This is a genomic window from Microcystis sp. LE19-195.1E (genome assembly GCF_027532095.1).
GTDB classification, from domain to species: Bacteria; Cyanobacteriota; Cyanobacteriia; order Cyanobacteriales; family Microcystaceae; genus Microcystis; species Microcystis aeruginosa.
The window spans coordinates 13,890-32,856 of sequence record NZ_JAPZSZ010000149.1 but is presented as its reverse complement, the minus strand read 5'-3'; the positions used below and the strand labels follow the sequence as shown (position 1 = coordinate 32,856).

The window sequence follows — 18,967 nt, the reverse complement described above, 5'->3', positions numbered from 1 at the left end:
CGTCTCTACGCTTTCCACTGAACGCCGAGGATAAATAACTACTCCCTGCCAGTTGTTGCTTAAGTCCGTTTGGTGGAGATAGAGGAAGATTTCACTGAAGAAACGGGAATAAAACCTATTATCTTTCTGAAATTGTACTTCGAGGAAATAGATAGGCTGATTGGTTGTATCAGGCAAAAAGACTCCATCGAGACGAAAGGACAATTGTTTAACTTCCACCGAGGAGAATTGATAAGAATTGGCGGTTTCGGGGGGAAGGTTCAACAAATCAAAGAAACAAGCGGGAAATCTTTGTAATAGTTGATAGAAAATACTGTCAGTTTTCACGCAATTAAACTCAAAAAGATGCCTCTATTTTAGCAGAAGTTTTTTATTGTGTTCTTCATGAAGCTCCTGTTTTTGAGCAATTGGGATGACGAAGTAAAAGCTTTTTCGGTAACTTGTCCCCAATTAAGAGAAAGCTTCAGGTATTTTCTTCGGGGTTGCCGATTTTTACTTGATAGCTACCGGCAAAAGATAGCGACTGGCAATTATATTAATTTATCAAACTGCCTTGCTAAAACGCATCTTAGATGCGTTTTAGCTTACCTAATTTTCAGGGAAAAAGTACCTGAATTTTCCCCCCTGATCACTGCAATATCTGGCACTTTTTGATTTTAAACAAGCCTAAAGATATTATCCAACAAGGTTTTTATATTTATTCAGCAAACCTTAATTAATTAGTCCTTGAGCAGTGCGATACATTGGGCTAAAGAAGCGTTAGTTTTCAGTGCTTGCGGGTTAATATGGGTGGCGGCCGCTCGATAACCTTGTTGCACGAGAGCTGCAATTAAATCTTCCTTTTTGGGTAGAGCTAATTTGCCCCTTCTACCAATTTGCCTAAAGCTATAAAAATAGGGAGGAAAATCGTTTTCTTCCCTCATTATTTCTAACAATTTAACTACCTTTTTCCACTGCCATTGCTCGGCTAAATCTGCCATTTTTTCTAGATAAAGGCGATCATGTAAACTGCCTAACCACAAGGGTCCAGTTACGGTTAAAGGTTGCCCGTCCCCAGAACAAACTATCTTGCCTAACTTAGTCCAAGGCACTGATTGATATTCCCCGCAGCTATGACAATAACCGAGAAAACCGTAGTTATGACTATTTAATTGTCTATTAGCTGTTAACCGCACCATCACCCGATAACTTTGACCAAAAAAGAAGGAAAAAATCGGCGTAATTCCTAAACCTAACCGGGCCGATTCTAATTGCAAACCGGCGATAATTAATCTTAATCCCTGTTCGTGAGCAGCCGGATGATTGCGAGCAGATGCTCCATAATCAGCTAAACTATTTTCTAGATTATGACCCGTCAACGTCCGTCCATCAGTATTAGTCAGATAAATTAAACCCCCGATTTTAGTGGCTAAAGGAATAGCACTAAACAGAGATGCAGGAGAACCAAAAGCATCAATATCAACTAGATCGTAATGGTCTTTTTTAAGATAACATTCTAGGAGAACTTCTTGAGCAGATTTATAGGTTATCTTCCCTTTTTTCTGTTGTAATAAACTCTCTAAATTAGCCGCTAAAGTTGGCTGAATTTCTGGATTACCATCATTAACCCACAGCCAATCCGCACCACTTTCTAACCAATACCTGAGCGCTCGCACACCAGAGCCGCTCATTACCTCTAAAACGCGCAAACTGCCCCGCTCTTTTTGAGCAATTGCCGCCCCTAAAACTCCTAAATCTCGGACGATTTTACTCTCCGGTCGATAAAAAGTATTGTTGATATTAAATATCGCTTTTTCTTCCTGCATCGATCATCTCATAATTAGCACTCGGCGGAAAGGGTCAGACACTGCCAAAATCCATCAGACATCAAGATAGAAGTAAATCTAAAGAAAGTGTGAAATTAGCAGAAATTCCCGATTTTTTTACTATTATATCCCTAAAAAGCTGATAGTTTCCCCATGAGAACGGCAAATTGAAGATAAAAAAATAACTATTTTTTAATATCTTATAACAGTTTAATCCGGTTTGATGGGAGATAACCTAAAAGCAAAATCATTCAACCTTGATATAGAGATGAAAAAGTATCTAGCAGAGTTCATCGGGACGTTTTGGCTCGTTCTCGGCGGTTGCGGTAGTGCTGTTTTAGCGGCAGTATTTGTGGGTAAAGCCAAGAGTGTCGTAGATGGTGCTGATTTTAATATCCATCTGGGGATTTCTTTTGTGGGTGTCTCCCTCGCCTTCGGTTTAACCGTCCTCACTCTTGCCTACGCTTTAGGGCATATTTCGGGGGGACATTTTAATCCCGCCGTTTCCTTCGGTCTCTGGGCAGGTAAACGCTTCCCCGGCTCGGAACTACTTCCCTACATCATCGCTCAAGTTTTAGGGGCGATTTTAGCGGCAGTAATTATCTACATTATTGCCAGTGGTCAACCCAGTTTCGCTCTGGGAGGCAGTAACCCTCTGGCCACCAATGGTTACGGAGAACATTCTCCCGGTGGTTACAGTTTATTCGCCGCTTTGGTCACGGAAGTGGTCTTGACCTTCATGTTCTTAATCATCATTTTAGGCTCTACCGATCGACGCGCTCCAGCCGGTTTTGCTCCCATCGCTATTGGTTTAGGATTGACCTTAATTCACTTAATTAGCATTCCCGTGACCAATACCTCCGTTAACCCCGCTCGTAGTACCGGTGTTGCTCTTTTATGCGGTAATATAGCTCTCGTTGGTCAATTATGGTTATTCTGGATTGCTCCCATTGTTGGGGCCGTGGCGGCGGGTTTCCTCTACAATAGTTTCTTTGAAGAAACTTTAGAAGAAAGACAAGTTAGAGAATAAGTGGAAAGTTACCGCTAAAGTTTGATTGCTTCAAAAGTCAAGTGCTGATAGCGATTCCTGTGGGGTCGCTATTTTTTTCGTCCCCACCGACAAAATTGAGCAGCGCTCGTCGTCCTTGCTCGCCTCGATCGAGTAAAGTAATCTCTAGATAATTTTCCGGCAAAAAAGTTAAACGTTCCGACCATTCGATCGCCACTATCCCTAAATCCACCTCGATTCCCTGCCAATAATTTTCTAGGTACAGCGCCTCGATATCTTGACCCTGCAAACGATACAAATCCAAATGATACAAAGGAAGGCGGCCTTCGCTATATTCGTTAACGAGGGTGAAGGTAGGACTAGCCATAGGCTCTTGAATACCCAATCCTAGGCCAATTCCCTGTACTAAGGTGGTTTTTCCCGCTCCCAAATCGCCTTTTAATAAAATTACACTGCCGGGGGCCAGGGTTTGCCCCAGTTTTTCCCCTAAATTGACAGTAGCTTCTCGATCGGGTAAGTCGATAATCATTTTTTCCCGTTAGGATGCCAATTAATCACTTGATTCTAATATAGCGATCAGAGCAGGTTTCTGACCTTCTTGGCTCTGGGGGGCCAAATTTGGTCTTTTGATCGAGAAAAATAGAAGCAGTTAAACTAATCTCTTATCTCTTAGTCTTAACCTTTGGTCAAATGGTCGCTATCAGGGCAGAGATAGGCGATCGGCGAAACCTTCTGGTAGATTAGACTAAATGGGAGTTGGTTAACTGCTTTTATAAAATTGATTGTTCCCTAACCATCAGCATTGTCTAGGGTCGAGGGGAATAAAACAACCGAAGTTTAGGACTTTAAGCCAGAAGTTAAGAAAAACAGTGAAATTATTATTTTTGAGTAATGGCCACGGTGAAGATGAGATCGCGATCCGGATTATTAAAAGACTGCAATCATCTCCCCACTGTCCGGGTATTACTGCTTTACCCCTAGTGGGTAACGGTTATGCTTATACTCGTCTGGGGATTCCCCTTCTCGATCGAGGTCAAAAAATGCCCTCTGGGGGTTTTATCACCAGGGATGCGAAACAATTATGGCGAGATCTACGGGAGGGATTATTAGGATTAACCTCTCGTCAATACCGTCTGGTCAGAAATTGGGGCCAAGAAGGGGGAAAAATTGTCGCGGTGGGAGATATCCTACCCCTTGCCCTTGCTTGGTTGAGCGAGAGGGATTATGCTTTTGTGGGAACGGCTAAATCGGAATACTATCTCCGGGATGAGCAAGGATGGTTAGATAGTAGCTCGATGATCGATCGCCTCTGGGGTTCCTATTATTATCCTTGGGAACGCTGGTTAATGGCTCATCCTCGCTGTCGGGGGGTTTTTCCCCGGGATAGTTTAACTAGCAAAATTTTACAACAGTGGTCAATTCCCGTTGTCGATGGGGGTAATCCGATGATGGATGACCTTTTACCCGCGATAACGGGCGATTTTCCCCAAGATTGCCTAAATATTCTGCTGTTACCCGGTTCGCGCTTTCCCGAATCTCTCCACAATTGGCAGCAAATTATCGAGGCTGTGGCCGCCATTATCGGACGTTTTCCCGATTATAAGCTGGAATTTTTGGCGGCGATCGCTCCTTCTCTCCCCCCGGAATCTTTTACGGCTGCTTTAATTTCCCGGGGTTGGCGAGAACATAGCACAAATAAGTTTATTTGTCAAGAAGTATTTATAACTATTTCTCAAACGGATTACGCCGAATATTTAGGCCGTTGCCATCTGGCCATCGCCATGGCGGGAACTGCCACGGAACAGTTCGTCGGTTTGGGTAAACCGGCGATCACGATTGCGGGGGCCGGACCACAATTTACTCGCCATTTTGCCAAACTGCAACAGCGTTTATTAGGCTGTTCAATTCTCTTAGGCGATAGTGCCGAGTCAGTAGCAGACAAGTTAGAATATTTATTACAAAATCCCCCACAGTGGCAAGAAATCGCCTTTAATGGTCGTCAGAGAATGGGGGCAGCCGGTGCCTCCGATCGCATTGCCCGATGGTTACTAGGCAATTTTTGCCCTTAAAGAAAAGTATCAGTCCGATTTTCGCCGCTAGTTGGCCACTCAAAAATAGTTTCTAGGGCAATTTTTTGGGCGCTTGGTTGTTGTCCGTAGCTGAAAAGATGGGGAATTTCTGCGCTTTGTTGACGAAACCACTGGAAAACGTAGGGACTACCATAAATAATCAATGCTTGAATCTGTCCGGTTTTCAGCAAAGCTTGATAGATAGCTTTCGTTTCGTCCCTTAATCCGGCACTACCCCGAAAAGGATTACCACGGATAAATACTTGTAGGAGAGTCGTTTCTGGGGAGACGAGGGACTGATTAAAGGTGCTACGGTCGATTATTTGGGTTTGATAACCCCATTGTCGGGGAATTGTCACCGCCGGACAAGAGCGATCGAGAAAGTCACAGTTGAGCAAATCATCGATAATGATTAAATTGCGGCCTTGAGTGGCTTTAATGGGTAAATTAGCGCTAACTGTTTGGGAATCTTTTAAAATATCGCTGACAATCTCTAGAGCTTGCGGTGCCGCTAAACTGCTTAAGGATTCTAAGGATGGCTGTCTTTGCCCCAATTTCTCTTTTGCTCGTTGAATACGTTGCCAAGAATCATTAATTCTCGCTTCGCTAATTGTACCCGCTTGCACGGCACTATACACCGCTTCGATCGCTTCGATCGGATCGGGAGGCATTAACAGTATATCGGCCCCCGCCTGTACCGCCCTCACTGCTAGGGCGGCAGCGCTGGCAATTTTGGTTACTCCCCCCATAATCAGGGCATCGGTGACGATTAAACCCTGAAAACCGAGATTTTGGCGCAGTTTTTCCCCAAGAATTTTCGAGGAAAGAGTGGCGGGAAATTCGGCATCCCAAGCGGGAATTAACAGATGGGCTGACATAATACTATCAACCCCCGACTCGATTGCTGCTTGAAAGGGCGGCAATTCGATCGCTTCTAGGCGATGATGATCGTGGTTGATGATGGGAAGATCGAGATGGGAGTCATTGCTGGTGTCACCGTGGCCCGGAAAATGTTTGGCCGTGGTCAAAACTGGATAGGAATTCGCCCCTAAAATAAAAGCTTGAGCTAGATTAGCGACGATTTCGGGAGTTTCGGCGAAGGAACGAATATTGATAACGGGATTGTCGGGATTATTGTTCACATCGACAATTGGGGCTAAAATCCAGTTAATCCCGATCGCTAGGGCTTCCTTAGCGGTAATTGCTCCCATTTCCCTAGCATATTCTGTGGCTTTTGTCAAGCTTTTTTCGGCTATTTTTCCTAAAGCCATCGGGGGGGGAAACCAAGTGGCGCCGGAAAACCTTTGGCCGACTCCCTCCTCGATATCGGCGGCGATGAGGAGAGGATTATCGCTGGACCAACTTTGTAATTGTTGGCTACGGAAAGCGATTTCGGCGGCGCTGCCTCCTAATAGAATCACCCCACCGAGGTGGAGGGTTTCTAACCAATGTTTCAGGGTGGCGTTGACAGGTTCCCAGACAGGATAGCGGATTTGTTGGTCAAAGAGATAGCCGGAAGCGCGGACTACTATCATCTGACCAATACGTTCTTTTAGGGATAAAATGCGATCGCTCACTATTCAGTTATCAGTTATCAGTTATCAGTTATCAGGTTTAAGTTTTAAGTTCCCAGTGTTGTCTAAATTTAGTTATCCTCTACTGATCACTGTTCACTGGTCACTGATAGCGGAATCGTCATCTTCTGGGGGTCGATCGCTTTTAATATGATCAAGAAGGTGTAACATTCGATCGCCGCGTTCGAGGGAAGAATCTTCTAGGAAGACCACTTCGGGGGTACGTCTGAGACGGATGCGTTGACCAAGTTCACGCCGGACGAATCCTGCGGAAGCTTTTAAACCGGCCATAGTTTCGGCCTTTGCATCTTCGTTGCCGTAGATAGACACAAAAATTTTAGCGTGTTGCAGGTCGTGGGAGAGATCCACATCGGTAACGCTAACCATACCGGCACCGACCCGATCATCTTTAATTTCCATTAATAACATTTGGCTGACCTCGCGCTTAATTAGCGAGGAGACGCGAGATACTCGACGATCGTTAGCCATAATTTTTGTCCCCTAAAAACAGCGAAACCCTTACCATTGTATCAAGCTAATCCGAGCATGGCTTTGAGGGTGAAATAAAGAAAGGCGAAAGTTCCCCCTAGAAAGCCCACAAGTGCGATCGCTGTGAGGGGATTTTTTAATAAAGGGGCTAACCAGCCGAAAAAGGCGAAGAAAATCCCTAAACTAAAGCTAATCAGATAGCGGGGGTAACGGCTCACGTTATCAAAAAAGTCGCCCATAAATTTTGTTTATTATCTTTGTCCGTAAGCAATTATAGCAGTAAGCTTCGGTGCTGCCACGCCGCCCGATTCAAGGGACTTAACAGAATCTCTAGACTTTTGTACTATTTAGTGGTATAACTATCTGGCTGGAGAAAAGTACAGAATCGCTCCACTCTAGATCAAGTTAAGGGTACATTCAAGCTTGCAACGGGCATCGATCGATCCCTGAATTCGGGCTAACCAAAAGAGGATAATTAGGGTTTGCGGCAAAAAGTTTTTCCTGGGGGCAGGGTGTAGGGTGTGGGGTGTAGGGTTTTACCGATTTTGAGGGGGTCAATTACCCAATTTTCAGGGAAAAAGTCCCTGAATTTGCCCCCTGATCACTCCCACATCCGGTACTTTTTGATTGACAAAAGGTCTAAAAACCTGGTTGGATAAGGTTTTTAGATTTATTCAGCCAGCCCTATATAACTGATTACTGATTACTGTCGCGGTTGTACGGGGAAACCTTGACGCTGAAGCATTTCCGCCGCATCTTGGCCTGGTTGATAGTTGATACCGAGGGTAGAGGTGGCCGTATCTTCGATGATTTTGGGAGTGAGGAGAATAATCACCTCACTGCGATTATTCTGATTGGTTCGACTGCGGAATAAAGCCCCTAAAATGGGAATATCCCCTAAAATCGGCACTTTTGTCTCAGAACTTTGTTGTGTTTCTTGGATAATCCCAGAAAGAATTAAACTCTGTCCATCCCGGAGACGAACTAAACCAGAAGTCAATTCCCGACGAATCAGAGGGGTAAGGGTGTTGATTGTGAGACCACCGCTATTAAATTGAATTGGAGACCCCGGAGAGGCGATGGTAGGGCTAACCGACAGGGAAATAAAACCGTTATCATCCACCTGATCGACGTTTACCGCTAAAGTTAATCCAGCATCGGCCAGTACAGGGACAGTGGTGCGTTCGCCACTGAGAGGATCTACACTTGTCTCCACACTTTCTAGCACTTTCTCGGTGAGCTTAACGGTGGCCTGTTGACCTTCCTGCACCACCAGGGAGGGATCGGTGAGAATCTTGGCATTTCCTGTCTGAATTGACGCTTGCAGGGTCATCAGGAATCTTTGGGGATATTGGAATAGACCGGGTGGTGTAAATTCTATTCTATCTTCTGTTATATCTGTTACACCGGGTTGAAAGGGGTTATTAAATCTTCCAAAATTAGGACGGGCATAGGGAACAACCAGCCCAGTATTTCGATCTACAACTCTTCCCTGAGTTATATTACTAAAAGGAGCATCCTGAACATCAAAAAAAGGTTCTAGAGTGGGTGTTCCCTCCCCAGAGAAAACATTATTTAAAGGAACTATCGGCTGTGCAAAAGCCCCCGCTCTGCCTACAGTTGAGCTAGTGGGTGGGTTGATATTCCCAAAGTTCACCACTGCTGCCCCGTTATCTTGAACGAAGAAACCATCGTTAAAACCGAAGGAAAAACTACTGTTAAATCTGTCTGTATTGAGTAGGTTCACATCGATAACTTTGACATTAACCACCACCTGACGGCGACGGGCATCCAGTTGGGTTAATAAGGATGTGGCGATCTGGACTTGTCGGGGTTCGCCGATTAAATTAATAGAATTAAGGCGATCATCGGCGGCAATTCTTAAACCGGTTAAAAGTAGGGCAGCTTTTGATCCTTCTGTGTTTTGGGGGGTCAGTGGCTCTAGGGTGGGAGCAACATCCCGGCGACCGGTTACTCGTCCGGTGAGGGGATCGACGATATCCTCGGTTTGGGTAACTAAACGCTGGTATTCCGCCCCTTGGGTGGCGAGGAAAATGGCGGCGGCGACAGCTTTAACTTGATTGAGACGCAGGGTGCGGCTAATCAGATTACGAGCCCCTTGGGGTAATTGCGCCCCGACAAAGATGGTTTTACCCTGACGGTTAGCTTGGAGTCCGGAAATTAACAACACGGCGTTAAAAATGTTTTCCACCGATTCGTTAGTAAATTCCAAGGAAACTGTCTGAGAGGTGGCGTTAGTTTCCCCCTGGGCGCTGGTGAAAACGACGTTATAACCGGCATAGTTAGCAAGGGTCATTAACACTTCTCTAGCGGAAGCTTCCCGGAGTAAAACACGAGGTACAGTCATATTACGATCGAATTTGACCTTTTCGGCACTAGCATCGATGTTAGAGATGGCAATATCTCCCACCGGTGGGGCGACGGCCCGGGGTAGGGTGGGAACACTGGGGGCTTGGGGTACGCCTTGAATGATAATTTCGGGGTTGGGAACCATGGGCGCACTTTGGGCGAGCAGTTTTTCACTGGCTAAAATGCGATCGCTGATTTCCTTTTGTACGGCTGCGGTTGAAGGGACAAGCTGATTTTGCGACTTTTGTAAATTTTCTTTACTAAACTCTTGCCAAAATTCAACTTTTAATGTAGGGGATTTTAACTCTGAACCATGGAAGGAAATGGGGGTTTCGGCCAAAGCGCTCAGGGGAGCCATCAATAAAAACGAGGCAATTTGGGGGATAAACAGGGCATAGCGGGACGGATTCACTTTATTCACTCCTCAACGATTACGGGATTCAACGGACAAAAAACTAAACACTCACACCGGATTGAAGACTATTATTGGGGCGGACTAGCGGGGGGTTGACCTTTGGCAGGGGGTGGCGGTGCTAATTTCGCTAATTCTTCGGCATTGAGAGGAATAATCACATCGAGAAGAAAGGTGGTAGTAACGGGTTTATCGCCTTGGGGAACGATAGTGGCTTTATTGTTGCCGGTACTAACCACTTTAACCGCCGATCCTTCCTTTTCCATCTGGGTATTGAGACTGTTTAGCAAAATGAGCGGCTGTAATCTTTCTAAATCCCGAATAACCTCTTGAGTGTTAGTATAGTTCCCTTCGATCTTGACGTTAAGAGTTTGACGTTTGAGCTTATTATTAACCGCGCTACCGAGGGAACCATCGGAAACCACCACTGGTTCTAGTCCTTGGGGTTGGAAACTAATCAGCTTAACATTGCGAGACTTAAAGATATTACTAATATCTAAGAGAATAGTGCTTAAGTCTTTTTCTTTCGCAAAAAGCGAGAGTATTTGCTGTTTAATAGCTTGTTTTTGTTGCAACTGACTCTCGATTTTTTGGAATTCTGCGGAGCCGAGACCGCTTTTTTGTTGATCTACCTGTTGTTGTTTGCCAGCTGCATCGTTTTGCAACTGTTGCCAGGTATTATAAGCGGGCATCACCCAGTTAAAAAGCAGATAGAAAGAGCCAAGTAAACCTAGCACAGCGGCAGCGATGCCACTATTGCGGGGAGTAAAAGTTATCCCGAAAGCGATAGGATACTCGTCAAATTCCTCTAATTCCCGATCTTCAAATTCTTCGGTAAAGGTCATGGTTGAATGGCTCCTTGGCGTTTGAGAGTATTAATCCTAGTGACAACTCCGGGTGCTCCATTCCGGGTAAGATTGAGCAGTTGTTGAGTAGCGGGAGTATCACTTAATTGGGCGGTGATCACAAATTGAACCGCTTGGGGGAAAGTGACATTAATATTTTTGTACTGATTGGCCACCTGTACGGGTAAATCGGCCAGGGCAGCACTTTCGATCGCGGTTTTCTTGCCCTGTAAAAAAGGAGAAGCTTGCAGGGTTAAGAGATAATCATTTACTGCTTCGTAACTACTGGCAAAACCACTGATTTTTAACTGAGTAGCCCGATTCGGTTGCCCTTGATCTGGGGCAGCGGGAACCTCCACCTGCTGCACACTGGTTAGCTGGACGCTAGGGGGAGTTTGTTGGCGAATTTCTTGAAGAATGGCTGACCAAGGCCTAATCTGATTGAATACAGTTACCAGAGATTGATTTTCTCCTTCTACTGCCGTTAATTGCGCTCTCAGGTCTTCTAGCTTTTTGCTTTGGGCTTGCAGTTGACCTAATTCCGCGTCCAGTTGCTGAATTTTGGCCTGAGTTTCGCTGGTTTGCACACCGAGGATTAAACCGAGTAATCCCGTCAGTGTCAATAATCCGGCCCCCACTCCCACACCGATCCACAGGGGTGTTTGTTTACGCAGGTTAATAGCGGTGGAAATCTTGGACGCGGGGGTTCCTTTGCCCGTTTGGGTAAGATGGCGATCCTTAAGAAAATTAACGTCAAGACTATACATAATTTCTGTCTATACCTCCCGTAATCCTAAACCGAGAACTGTTCCTAATCCAGGTCTTTCGGTATTAGGAATCTCTTGAGTTGTATCTAAATTCAGTGATGCGATCGGATCGATTGCCATGGCGGGGACGCTGAGACGTTGAGTAAAATATTCGTCTAGTTGCGCTAAACCGCCCCCGGGACCGGCTAAAAGTAACTGGACGATTTCCAGTTCATCACTTTGGTTAAGATAGAAATTAATCGATCGCCGTAACTCATCGGTTAATTCCCCTAAAACGCGCATCAGTGCCGTCATCCCGGCGTTAGTAGGGGCCCCGGAAGTGCCGGTATTGGTGCTAAGACTATCAAAGGCAATAATCGGAATTGTCATCCCCAAAAGAATCTCAGGACTGCGGGAGGTGGGCAAATTCATCGCCCTGGAGAGGGCATTTTGTAGCTGGAAAGTGCCGATGGGGACAGTGCGGGAAAATTGGGGAACGCCGTCCACCACGATGGCAATTTCCGTGTTATCAAATTCTATATCAACAATAACGGCGGCTTCATTGGAACTAAACTGTCGCAAATGCTCGCGAATCGTCCGAATTAGGGCAAAACTATTAATTTCTAGCACATCTACCTGTAATCCTGCCTGTTGGAAGGTTTCCATATAGGCATCGGTAATCTCCCGACGAGTAGCAACTAATAATACTTGTACTTTTTCGATCCCGTCTTCATCCTGAAAGTAGCCTAGTTTTTGGTAGTCGAGATCCACTTCCTCGCGAGGATAGGGAAGGTATAAACTAGCCTCATGATTTAAGACCAGATTTCGCAATTCCTGATCGTCCAATTCCGAGGGAATGGGGATAATCCGGATAATTGACTCGCGCATCGGCACACCAGTAGCGACTCGTTTGCTGTTAATTTTATTTTCCTTGAGGACTTCTTGGATTAATTCCGCTAAAGCGGGGGAATCGACGATTTTTCCCTCCTCAAAGATGCCTTCCGGGATATCCGACGAACAACATTTAACTAATTTATAATTTTGTCCCTGTTTGGCGATCTGAGCTATGTTAATACGCTCCGGGGTGATCTCTAACCCAACACCTTGAGGTTTTTTTGTCAATAGCTTTTTAAAAAAACTTACCATAGATTTTCTTGGGCAGCTCTAAGAGAATTAGTGATTAACAAAGCCAATAATTTTTTGACCTGATTTTATCTAGGGTCGATCAAGGCAGTAAATCAGTCTATAAACGATCCTGACTGGGTAAATTACCCAGAAAAGGTAAAAATCGAGAAGGAGAGACGCTATTTCGGCCCTAAATACTAACCCGATTATCTGTGTTCAGATCGAGGTTAATCTTAACTGGATAGGAGGAGAGGAAGTGCTTAATGATGGTGATATTGTAATCAATTTTGGTGAAACAACCAAGTCCAAGCTAAAAATTGGCCATTACCCCCCCCTTTTTTTTGCTCCACTAGATCAAGCCAGCCAGGCCTAGTTAGAATACCCAATTATCTAGAGAAAATTTCAATTTTTCTAGGCACGATTTTTTCTTGACTCCAGGAAACCGGCGATCAAATGCTTCTGACGGGCGTGATTTTCCCCTATAATTAGGAGTTTGCACAGTGACAAAAGAAGTTAAGGAGCGATTTCGATGGCACGAATGTACTATGATGAGGATGCCAATTTAGATTTATTAGCGGGAAAAACGATCGCTATTATTGGTTATGGTTCCCAGGGTCATGCCCACGCATTAAATCTCAAGGATAGTGGCGTTAATGTGATTGTTGGTCTATATCCCGGCAGTAAATCGGCAATCAAAGCCAAAGAAGCCGGTATTCCGGTTTATGATGTGGCCCAAGCCGCTAAAATTGCCGACTGGATCATGATCCTCTTACCAGATGAAGTGCAGAAAACGATTTATCTCAACGAAATTGCCCCGAATTTAAGCGAAGGCAAGGTTTTATCTTTTGCCCACGGCTTTAATATTCATTTCGGTCAAGTGGTTCCCCCGGCTAACGTTGATGTGGTTATGGTCGCACCCAAAGGACCGGGCCATCTCGTCCGTCGCACCTACGAACAAGGTCAAGGAGTCCCCTGTTTATTCGCCGTCTATCAAGATGCTACCGGCCAAGCACGCGATCGGGCGATGGCCTACGCTAAAGGTATCGGTGGCACTCGGGCCGGGGTTTTGGAAACCACTTTCCGCGAGGAAACAGAAACCGACCTTTTTGGCGAACAGGCAGTATTATGCGGCGGTTTAAGTGCTTTAATTAAAGCTGGCTTTGAAACCCTCGTGGAAGCTGGTTATCAGCCCGAATTAGCCTATTTTGAGTGTTTACACGAAGTGAAACTGATCGTCGATCTGATCGTCGAGGGCGGTTTAGCCAAAATGCGCGATAGTATTTCCAATACAGCCGAGTACGGTGACTACACTCGCGGTCCGCGGGTGGTGACGGAAGCGACTAAGGCCGAAATGCGGAAAATCCTCGGGGAAATTCAATCGGGACAATTCGCCAGAGAGTTTGTCCTCGAAAATCAAGCAGGTAAACCGGGGTTCACCGCTATGCGTCGTCAAGAGGCAGAACATTCGATCGAAGAAGTCGGTCAAGAGCTGCGGGCGATGATGAGTTGGCTAAAACGCTAGTTCTCTTTTTTTCGGTGGGGGGTTGGACGCAACCAGGCAATTCTTGCCCTTGCGTCCGCCCCTACACCCCACACCCCACACCCCACACCCTGTCCCCAGGAAAAACTTTTTCAGCAGCTCCTACCTAGTAGATCGCCTCTCGTGATTTAACCAGACCGATCGCCCGTAAACCGGCAATCACACCACAACCGATCACCATACCGACAAAGGAACGCATCAGATTTTCTAGGGGAACGATCCCAATTAAAGCGATCCAGACTTCTTCGGGCCAGTTAAAAATCGAGTAGGTAATGGCGACGGCCCCTAAATGGGAGAGGCCGCTGGCGGTCCAGGTACCCCCAAAAATTCCCGCCGCTACTAGGGCCAAATTGCTACCTTTGATCCAATGGGTAAAAAGAGTCCGGGTTGGTAGGATAAATAATACCAAAGCCGACCAATCGACGAAAGCCCCGGCGATAAAGACTCGTGGCGAAATGCCGTTCAGTCCGATCGCCCGGTTAGCGTAGATAAACAGGGGAATCAGAAAAATTAACGTTAATCCTAACCACCAATAACGGCGTTTTTTGCCTAAAACCATCGTTCCCGCCACAAAACTGGCTATAATTGCCCCAAAGACCGAAATAGCGGGAATTCCTGCCGTGTAGGGGGCAAGGAAAGCCCCAATTAAGGCCCCGATGCCACTAGCGATCGCCCCAGCGATCGGGCCGAGTAACCAACCCAAGAGGGGAAAAACCGCTTGACTGAGGGGCATACTACCGCCGGAAGCGAGGACAATGGAGAAGGGAATAAAAGAAAGGGTAGTGACAATGGCGGCTAAGACGACAATATAGGCGATCGGCGCACCATCAATGGCAGCACTACTGACAGCTTCCACTTTGCGTTCTTCGCCTTCGGGGATAATATCTAGGGTCATAGTTGCAAGGGTAATTCTAACTTTTCTATCATCCTCTGGTTTGATCTTCTTCCGGCAATTATTGATTTTTTTGATAACAGCGCACGGTAATGTGATAGGGATGAAAAATCTCTAGGAAATCTTTTTGTAGGGTTTGAAAAAAGCTCTCAATAATTTTGGGATCGTCGAGATGAAAGGGATATTCTTGATTAAATCCTTTGAAAAAATACCAGTTAATAATTAGCTTTCCTCCTGGGTTTAACCAGTCATAAAACTTTTTAAGTTGGACCGTAGGTGAGGGCAAATGCTCGATGACATCCAAACAGATAATCGTGTCAAATTTTAGCCGTTCGGGAATTTCTGTATAGAATGAGAGCTTATTAGTATCGAGATTTAATTGCTCGGCACGAAAGCGAACAAATTCATGATGTAGGGGATTAAGATCGCAATAGATCACCTGTTCAACCCCAGAATTCATTGCGGCAGCCAGGGCATGAGTACCGATTCCGCCACCAAAATCTAAGACTTTTCCGCTACCGTGATCATCAATTAATCTCAGGGTTTCCCCGATATATTCTTGACTGGATAAATGCCAAGCAGATAATTCAAATAAATAGTTTTCTTTGACTTTTTCCTGATAGAAATAATCTGGATTTGTCCAAGAAAAGTCTTGATGAGCTAAGGCCGCTAAGGAATCTTTTGCTATCGCTAATTTTGCTTGTAAAATTTCTTGGTCTAATTGTAAAAAGTCTTGTAGGTGTGACTCCAAATCAAAGGAATTGCGCTTGAATTCTGCGACCGAGGAGGATGATAGCAGGGAAGAATCTCGATTCATATATAGAGTGAAGCCAGGGAGAATTAGCTAAAAAACCGTTCCCTATTATCTCACAATCTGGCCAAATTATAGCAGGAAGTTTTCGTTAAAACAGTAGTGCCAGCTTTTGGCGTATATCCGCAAAAACTGGCACCGTCCATCTATTGACCTTGTTATATTTAAGGTCTTTATCTCGGCTGACCTCATTTCAAATTATCTATAGTATTTCCTACTTTTCCCTCCTTTTCTCTATACTTAATTATTTTTTAATATTTACTTTTGTGAGGATTGGTCAGGTTTTATTAAGTAATGCTGCGGATGCAGGGAAACGCCGAGAATTTGTGATATCCACACCTCAAAATCGTGGATTGGATAAGCTGCCCCCCCCGTCAAGGGATTTACCATTGGTTTCACCAGAATGGTAAACATTCCCAGACGATTTCCCGCTAAAACATCGGTCAACAAGCGATCGCCAACCATAGCAATTTGTTGGGGGGGGAGACTCATGGCTGCCATCGCTTGCCGGAGTTTGCGTCGAGAGGGTTTCACCGCACCGAGAAGGTAGGGAAGTTGTAAATTATCAGCGATCGCACCGATACGATTTTCGCTAAGATTATTGCTTACCAACCAAATCGGTAGATAAAGACGCAAGGAATCGACCCAACGCTGTAAATCGTCAGAAACCGTCGTTTCCTGGAGGGGAACAAGGGTATCGTCCACATCGAGAATCAATCCCTTAATCTGATGCTGACTCAAAATCTCCAGACTGAGACCGAGAATCGTATCCCCTAAAATTAAATCGGGTTGTAGAATTTTTGTTCTAGTCATTACTTCTCAAAAATAACTGGCACCGAGTCGATCGAACTCAGCTTCCCTACTTAGTATAAATGACCGACTGCCTCTGAAAATCTTGCCTGGCCGATCCCTTCACTTGGCCGCTTGAATCACCTGTAAACTGCCACCAGCGTATAATTTTTGTTGACAATCACGAAAACCGAGCGCCTGTAAAGATTGGATCAGGTCCCTATCGATAAACTGCCAAGCGGTATGGGTTTCAAATAATTGCAAAAATAGGGACAAAGAAGGCCAAAAAAGCGGGTTAGTGGGTCGATGAAAATCCACGAGGGCAAAAATTCCCCCCGGTCTGAGAACACGATACACTTCTTTGAGGATTTCCTCTAACTGCTCCGGTTCCATTTCGTGGAGAGCGGCGCTAGTATGAACAAAGGCGAATTCTCCGGCACTAAAGGGCATTTTTTCGGCTAATCCCTCCACATAATGTGCTTGCGGCACCGCTAAACTAGCTCGCTCCAGGGCCCGGGGAGAGACATCTAAACCGGTACAGCGATCGGATAGGGGGACTAGATAACGGGTGGTTTGACCCGCACCACAACAGAGATCGAGGATAGGGTCATTTTTAGCGATTTTTAAACCTTCTAGGGCCAATTGCCGAAAACGGGCTTCCCCACCCACCGCTAGGGCAGCCAGACGGGAGATACCATCGTAAAGCCATTGATATTGATAACTGAGGGGACGTAAAATTGTCGCCAAGATCAACCTCCAAGATTTGATTAAGTTCTATATTGTCTGTAATTTGTTTTAACGGTTCCACCGATATATTGTTAAACTTGGTAAAGAATCTGAAAATTTAAAAATTATCTGTTAACACTATGGGTCGCGTTGGCGTTTTATTATTAAATTTGGGTGGGCCGGAGCGGTTAGAGGATGTGCGTCCTTTTCTATTTAACCTTTTTTCTGACCCAGAGATCATCCGTTTACCGATCAAAGGATTACAAAAACCGTTAGCTTGGTTAATATCGACGCTAAGAGCGAGTAAATCCCAGGAAAATTACCGTCAGATCGGTGGTGGCTCCCCTTTACTCAAGATTACGGAAGCACAGGCCACGGCACTGCAACAACGTCTCGCTGAAATGGGCCGCGAGGTGAGCGTTTATATCGGGATGCGTTATTGGAATCCCTTCACTGAAGAAGCGATCGAGCGGATTAAACGGGATCATATCAAAAAATTAGTTATTCTTCCCCTTTATCCCCAATTTTCCATCAGCACCAGTGGTTCCAGTTTTCGTGTGCTAGAGGAAATGTGGCAGCAGGATCCCTATCTGCGTTTAACGGAATATACTCTCATCCCCTCTTGGTACGATCATCCCACCTATCTGAGTGCTATGGCGGATCTGATTGCGCGAGAATTAGAGCAGTGTCCTAATCCTGACCAAGTACATATCTTTTTTAGCGCCCATGGTGTCCCCCAAAGTTATGTGGAGGAAGCGGGAGATCCCTATCAAAGGGAAATTGAAGAATGTACTAGGGCGATCATGCGTACTCTAAACCGACCCAATCAGTACACTTTAGCCTATCAAAGTCGCGTCGGTCCGGTGGAATGGTTAAAACCCTATACTGAAGATGCTTTAAAAGGGTTGGGAGAGCAGGGAATTAAGAATTTATTGGTCGTGCCGATTAGCTTTGTCTCGGAACACATCGAAACCCTGCAAGAAATCGATATAGAGTATCGAGAAGTGGCGGAAGAAGCGGGAATTGAACATTTTCAGCGAGTACCGGCTCTTAACACTCACCCGATGTTTATCGAATCTCTCTCCCAGTTAGTGGTAAAATCCCTAGACGAGAAACCCACCACTTTCGAGCAAATTACCCATCCGAAAGCGAATATGAAAATGTATCCCCAGGAGCGTTGGGAATGGGGAATGACAACGGCAGCCGAGGTGTGGAATGGTCGATTAGCGATGATCGGTTTTCTGGCAATTATTATCGAATTAATTACTGGTCAAGGACCCTTACATTTTGTGGGTTTATTATAACCTCGATCTTCGCTGCCATTGCTTTTGACGGTAACTACCAAAATAAGGTTGGGTTAAACATAGTTAAACCCAACCATTGGCGATTTTATCTTCTCTTAGGACATCATATTAGCAGAACGAACATTAACGTTAACTTCTAGCCTGCCATTGCCGAGCATATCTAACCCAGTGACGCTAAACAGATTAGCTTTAATCCCCCTTTCCTGAAAATTAGCCTGTAATTCTTTGATGAGAACCTCTTCCACTTTCCCTTCATCATCTGCTAGAGCTTGGACGATTTTAGCGGCGAAAGAGCCAATTTTTGCGCTCAATATTTCTTCCACATTGGTAATCTCGATAATAACCATTGATTTTTCTTCTTAGTAGAGGACAAATAGCTTAACAAGCAATAAGAACAGAATTTGCAAGAAAATAGAGCTGCTCTCATCTTAGGAATCAGTATAACCCGCACTGTTCCCCCC

The 18,967-nt window shown here is 45.2% G+C and carries 21 protein-coding genes; 5 read left to right on the top strand and 16 right to left on the bottom strand.

Annotated features, from left to right (window positions below; translation table 11 throughout):
* Both O9300_RS08835 and O9300_RS08830 read right to left on the bottom strand, forming a co-directional pair.
* Nucleotides 1-327 (bottom strand): Rpn family recombination-promoting nuclease/putative transposase (locus O9300_RS08835; protein ID WP_287971300.1); only part of this gene is annotated, 327 nt, incomplete at its 3' end.
* 392 nt (nt 328-719) lie between these two features.
* Nucleotides 720-1,805 (bottom strand): class I SAM-dependent methyltransferase, encoded by a 1,086-nt coding sequence (locus O9300_RS08830; protein ID WP_287971299.1) that lies wholly within the window; start codon nt 1,803-1,805, stop codon nt 720-722.
* A 268-nt stretch (nt 1,806-2,073) separates the two neighbouring features.
* On the opposite strand from O9300_RS08830, the gene aqpZ reads away from it, so the two are divergent.
* Nucleotides 2,074-2,835, top strand: coding sequence for an aquaporin Z (gene aqpZ / locus O9300_RS08825; RefSeq protein WP_242034573.1), 762 nt, complete (start codon nt 2,074-2,076; stop codon nt 2,833-2,835).
* Between the two features lie 37 nt (nt 2,836-2,872).
* Here aqpZ and tsaE read toward each other — a convergent pair whose 3' ends face one another.
* Nucleotides 2,873-3,343 carry a tRNA (adenosine(37)-N6)-threonylcarbamoyltransferase complex ATPase subunit type 1 TsaE gene (tsaE, locus tag O9300_RS08820; protein WP_287971298.1) on the bottom strand — a complete coding sequence of 157 codons (471 nt, stop codon included), beginning with the start codon at nt 3,341-3,343 and terminating at the stop codon, nt 2,873-2,875.
* A 340-nt stretch (nt 3,344-3,683) separates the two neighbouring features.
* Between tsaE and O9300_RS08815 the strand changes: the two genes are divergently transcribed.
* A complete protein-coding gene (locus O9300_RS08815) occupies nt 3,684-4,883 on the top strand; it encodes a lipid-A-disaccharide synthase-related protein (protein WP_287971297.1) in 1,200 nt (399 codons plus the stop codon).
* On the opposite strand, the gene O9300_RS08810 is transcribed toward O9300_RS08815, so the two are convergent.
* The 8 genes from O9300_RS08810 to pilM form a co-directional block, all read right to left on the bottom strand.
* Nucleotides 4,880-6,460, bottom strand: coding sequence for a glycoside hydrolase family 3 N-terminal domain-containing protein (locus O9300_RS08810; RefSeq protein ID WP_287971296.1), 1,581 nt, complete (start codon nt 6,458-6,460; stop codon nt 4,880-4,882). The two genes, O9300_RS08815 and O9300_RS08810, sit on opposite strands and share 4 nt — an antisense overlap.
* Nucleotides 6,461-6,553: 93 nt before the next feature.
* Complete coding sequence (gene rbfA, locus O9300_RS08805) at nt 6,554-6,946, bottom strand: 30S ribosome-binding factor RbfA (RefSeq protein ID WP_190357356.1); 393 nt, start codon at nt 6,944-6,946, stop codon at nt 6,554-6,556.
* 41 nt (nt 6,947-6,987) lie between these two features.
* Nucleotides 6,988-7,185, bottom strand: coding sequence for a DUF751 family protein (locus O9300_RS08800; protein WP_002737592.1), 198 nt, complete (start codon nt 7,183-7,185; stop codon nt 6,988-6,990).
* 178 nt (nt 7,186-7,363) lie between these two features.
* Nucleotides 7,364-7,504, bottom strand: coding sequence for a hypothetical protein (locus tag O9300_RS08795; protein ID WP_287971302.1), 141 nt, complete (start codon nt 7,502-7,504; stop codon nt 7,364-7,366).
* A gap of 145 nt (nt 7,505-7,649) precedes the next feature.
* The gene (locus tag O9300_RS08790; RefSeq protein ID WP_287971301.1) at nt 7,650-9,728 is read right to left on the bottom strand and encodes a secretin GspD/PilQ domain-containing protein; all 2,079 of its coding nucleotides are present in this window, start codon (nt 9,726-9,728) and stop codon (nt 7,650-7,652) included.
* Between the two features lie 71 nt (nt 9,729-9,799).
* Nucleotides 9,800-10,573 (bottom strand): pilus assembly protein, encoded by a 774-nt coding sequence (locus tag O9300_RS08785; protein WP_287971295.1) that lies wholly within the window; start codon nt 10,571-10,573, stop codon nt 9,800-9,802.
* Nucleotides 10,570-11,340: a PilN domain-containing protein gene (locus tag O9300_RS08780; protein ID WP_287971293.1), complete on the bottom strand. Its 771-nt coding sequence runs from the start codon at nt 11,338-11,340 to the stop codon at nt 10,570-10,572. Before O9300_RS08780 ends, O9300_RS08785 begins: the two co-directional genes overlap by 4 nt.
* Before the next feature lie 9 nt (nt 11,341-11,349).
* On the bottom strand, nt 11,350-12,465 hold the full coding sequence (gene pilM / locus O9300_RS08775) for a type IV pilus assembly protein PilM (RefSeq protein WP_287971292.1): 1,116 nt from the start codon (nt 12,463-12,465) through the stop codon (nt 11,350-11,352).
* A 508-nt stretch (nt 12,466-12,973) separates the two neighbouring features.
* Here pilM and ilvC point away from each other — a divergent pair.
* Nucleotides 12,974-13,966 carry a ketol-acid reductoisomerase gene (gene ilvC / locus O9300_RS08770; RefSeq protein WP_287971290.1) on the top strand — a complete coding sequence of 331 codons (993 nt, stop codon included), beginning with the start codon at nt 12,974-12,976 and terminating at the stop codon, nt 13,964-13,966.
* Nucleotides 13,951-14,094 carry a hypothetical protein gene (locus tag O9300_RS08765; RefSeq protein ID WP_287971288.1) on the top strand — a complete coding sequence of 48 codons (144 nt, stop codon included), beginning with the start codon at nt 13,951-13,953 and terminating at the stop codon, nt 14,092-14,094. Before ilvC ends, O9300_RS08765 begins: the two co-directional genes overlap by 16 nt.
* Here O9300_RS08765 and O9300_RS08760 read toward each other — a convergent pair.
* The 4 genes from O9300_RS08760 to O9300_RS08745 all read right to left on the bottom strand — a co-directional run bounded on the left by O9300_RS08760 (nt 14,091) and on the right by O9300_RS08745 (nt 17,223).
* Nucleotides 14,091-14,879 carry an ECF transporter S component gene (locus O9300_RS08760; protein ID WP_287971286.1) on the bottom strand — a complete coding sequence of 263 codons (789 nt, stop codon included), beginning with the start codon at nt 14,877-14,879 and terminating at the stop codon, nt 14,091-14,093. The genes O9300_RS08765 and O9300_RS08760 overlap by 4 nt on opposite strands.
* A 58-nt stretch (nt 14,880-14,937) precedes the next feature.
* Nucleotides 14,938-15,693 (bottom strand): class I SAM-dependent methyltransferase, encoded by a 756-nt coding sequence (locus O9300_RS08755; protein WP_287971284.1) that lies wholly within the window; start codon nt 15,691-15,693, stop codon nt 14,938-14,940.
* A 252-nt stretch (nt 15,694-15,945) separates the two neighbouring features.
* Nucleotides 15,946-16,500, bottom strand: a complete 555-nt coding sequence (locus tag O9300_RS08750; protein ID WP_190720770.1) for a YqeG family HAD IIIA-type phosphatase — start codon at nt 16,498-16,500, stop codon at nt 15,946-15,948.
* 99 nt (nt 16,501-16,599) lie between these two features.
* Nucleotides 16,600-17,223, bottom strand: a complete 624-nt coding sequence (locus O9300_RS08745) for a class I SAM-dependent methyltransferase (protein ID WP_287971282.1) — start codon at nt 17,221-17,223, stop codon at nt 16,600-16,602.
* Between the two features lie 119 nt (nt 17,224-17,342).
* Here O9300_RS08745 and hemH point away from each other — a divergent pair, with 119 nt between their 5' ends.
* Entirely contained in the window at nt 17,343-18,506 is a 1,164-nt protein-coding gene (gene hemH, locus O9300_RS08740) for a ferrochelatase (protein ID WP_287971281.1), read from the top strand.
* Nucleotides 18,507-18,601: 95 nt separating this feature from the next.
* Here the strand turns inward: hemH and O9300_RS08735 are convergent, their stop codons facing one another.
* Entirely contained in the window at nt 18,602-18,853 is a 252-nt protein-coding gene (locus O9300_RS08735) for a DUF8653 family protein (protein WP_002739055.1), read from the bottom strand.
* Between the last annotated feature and the right edge of the window lie 114 nt (nt 18,854-18,967).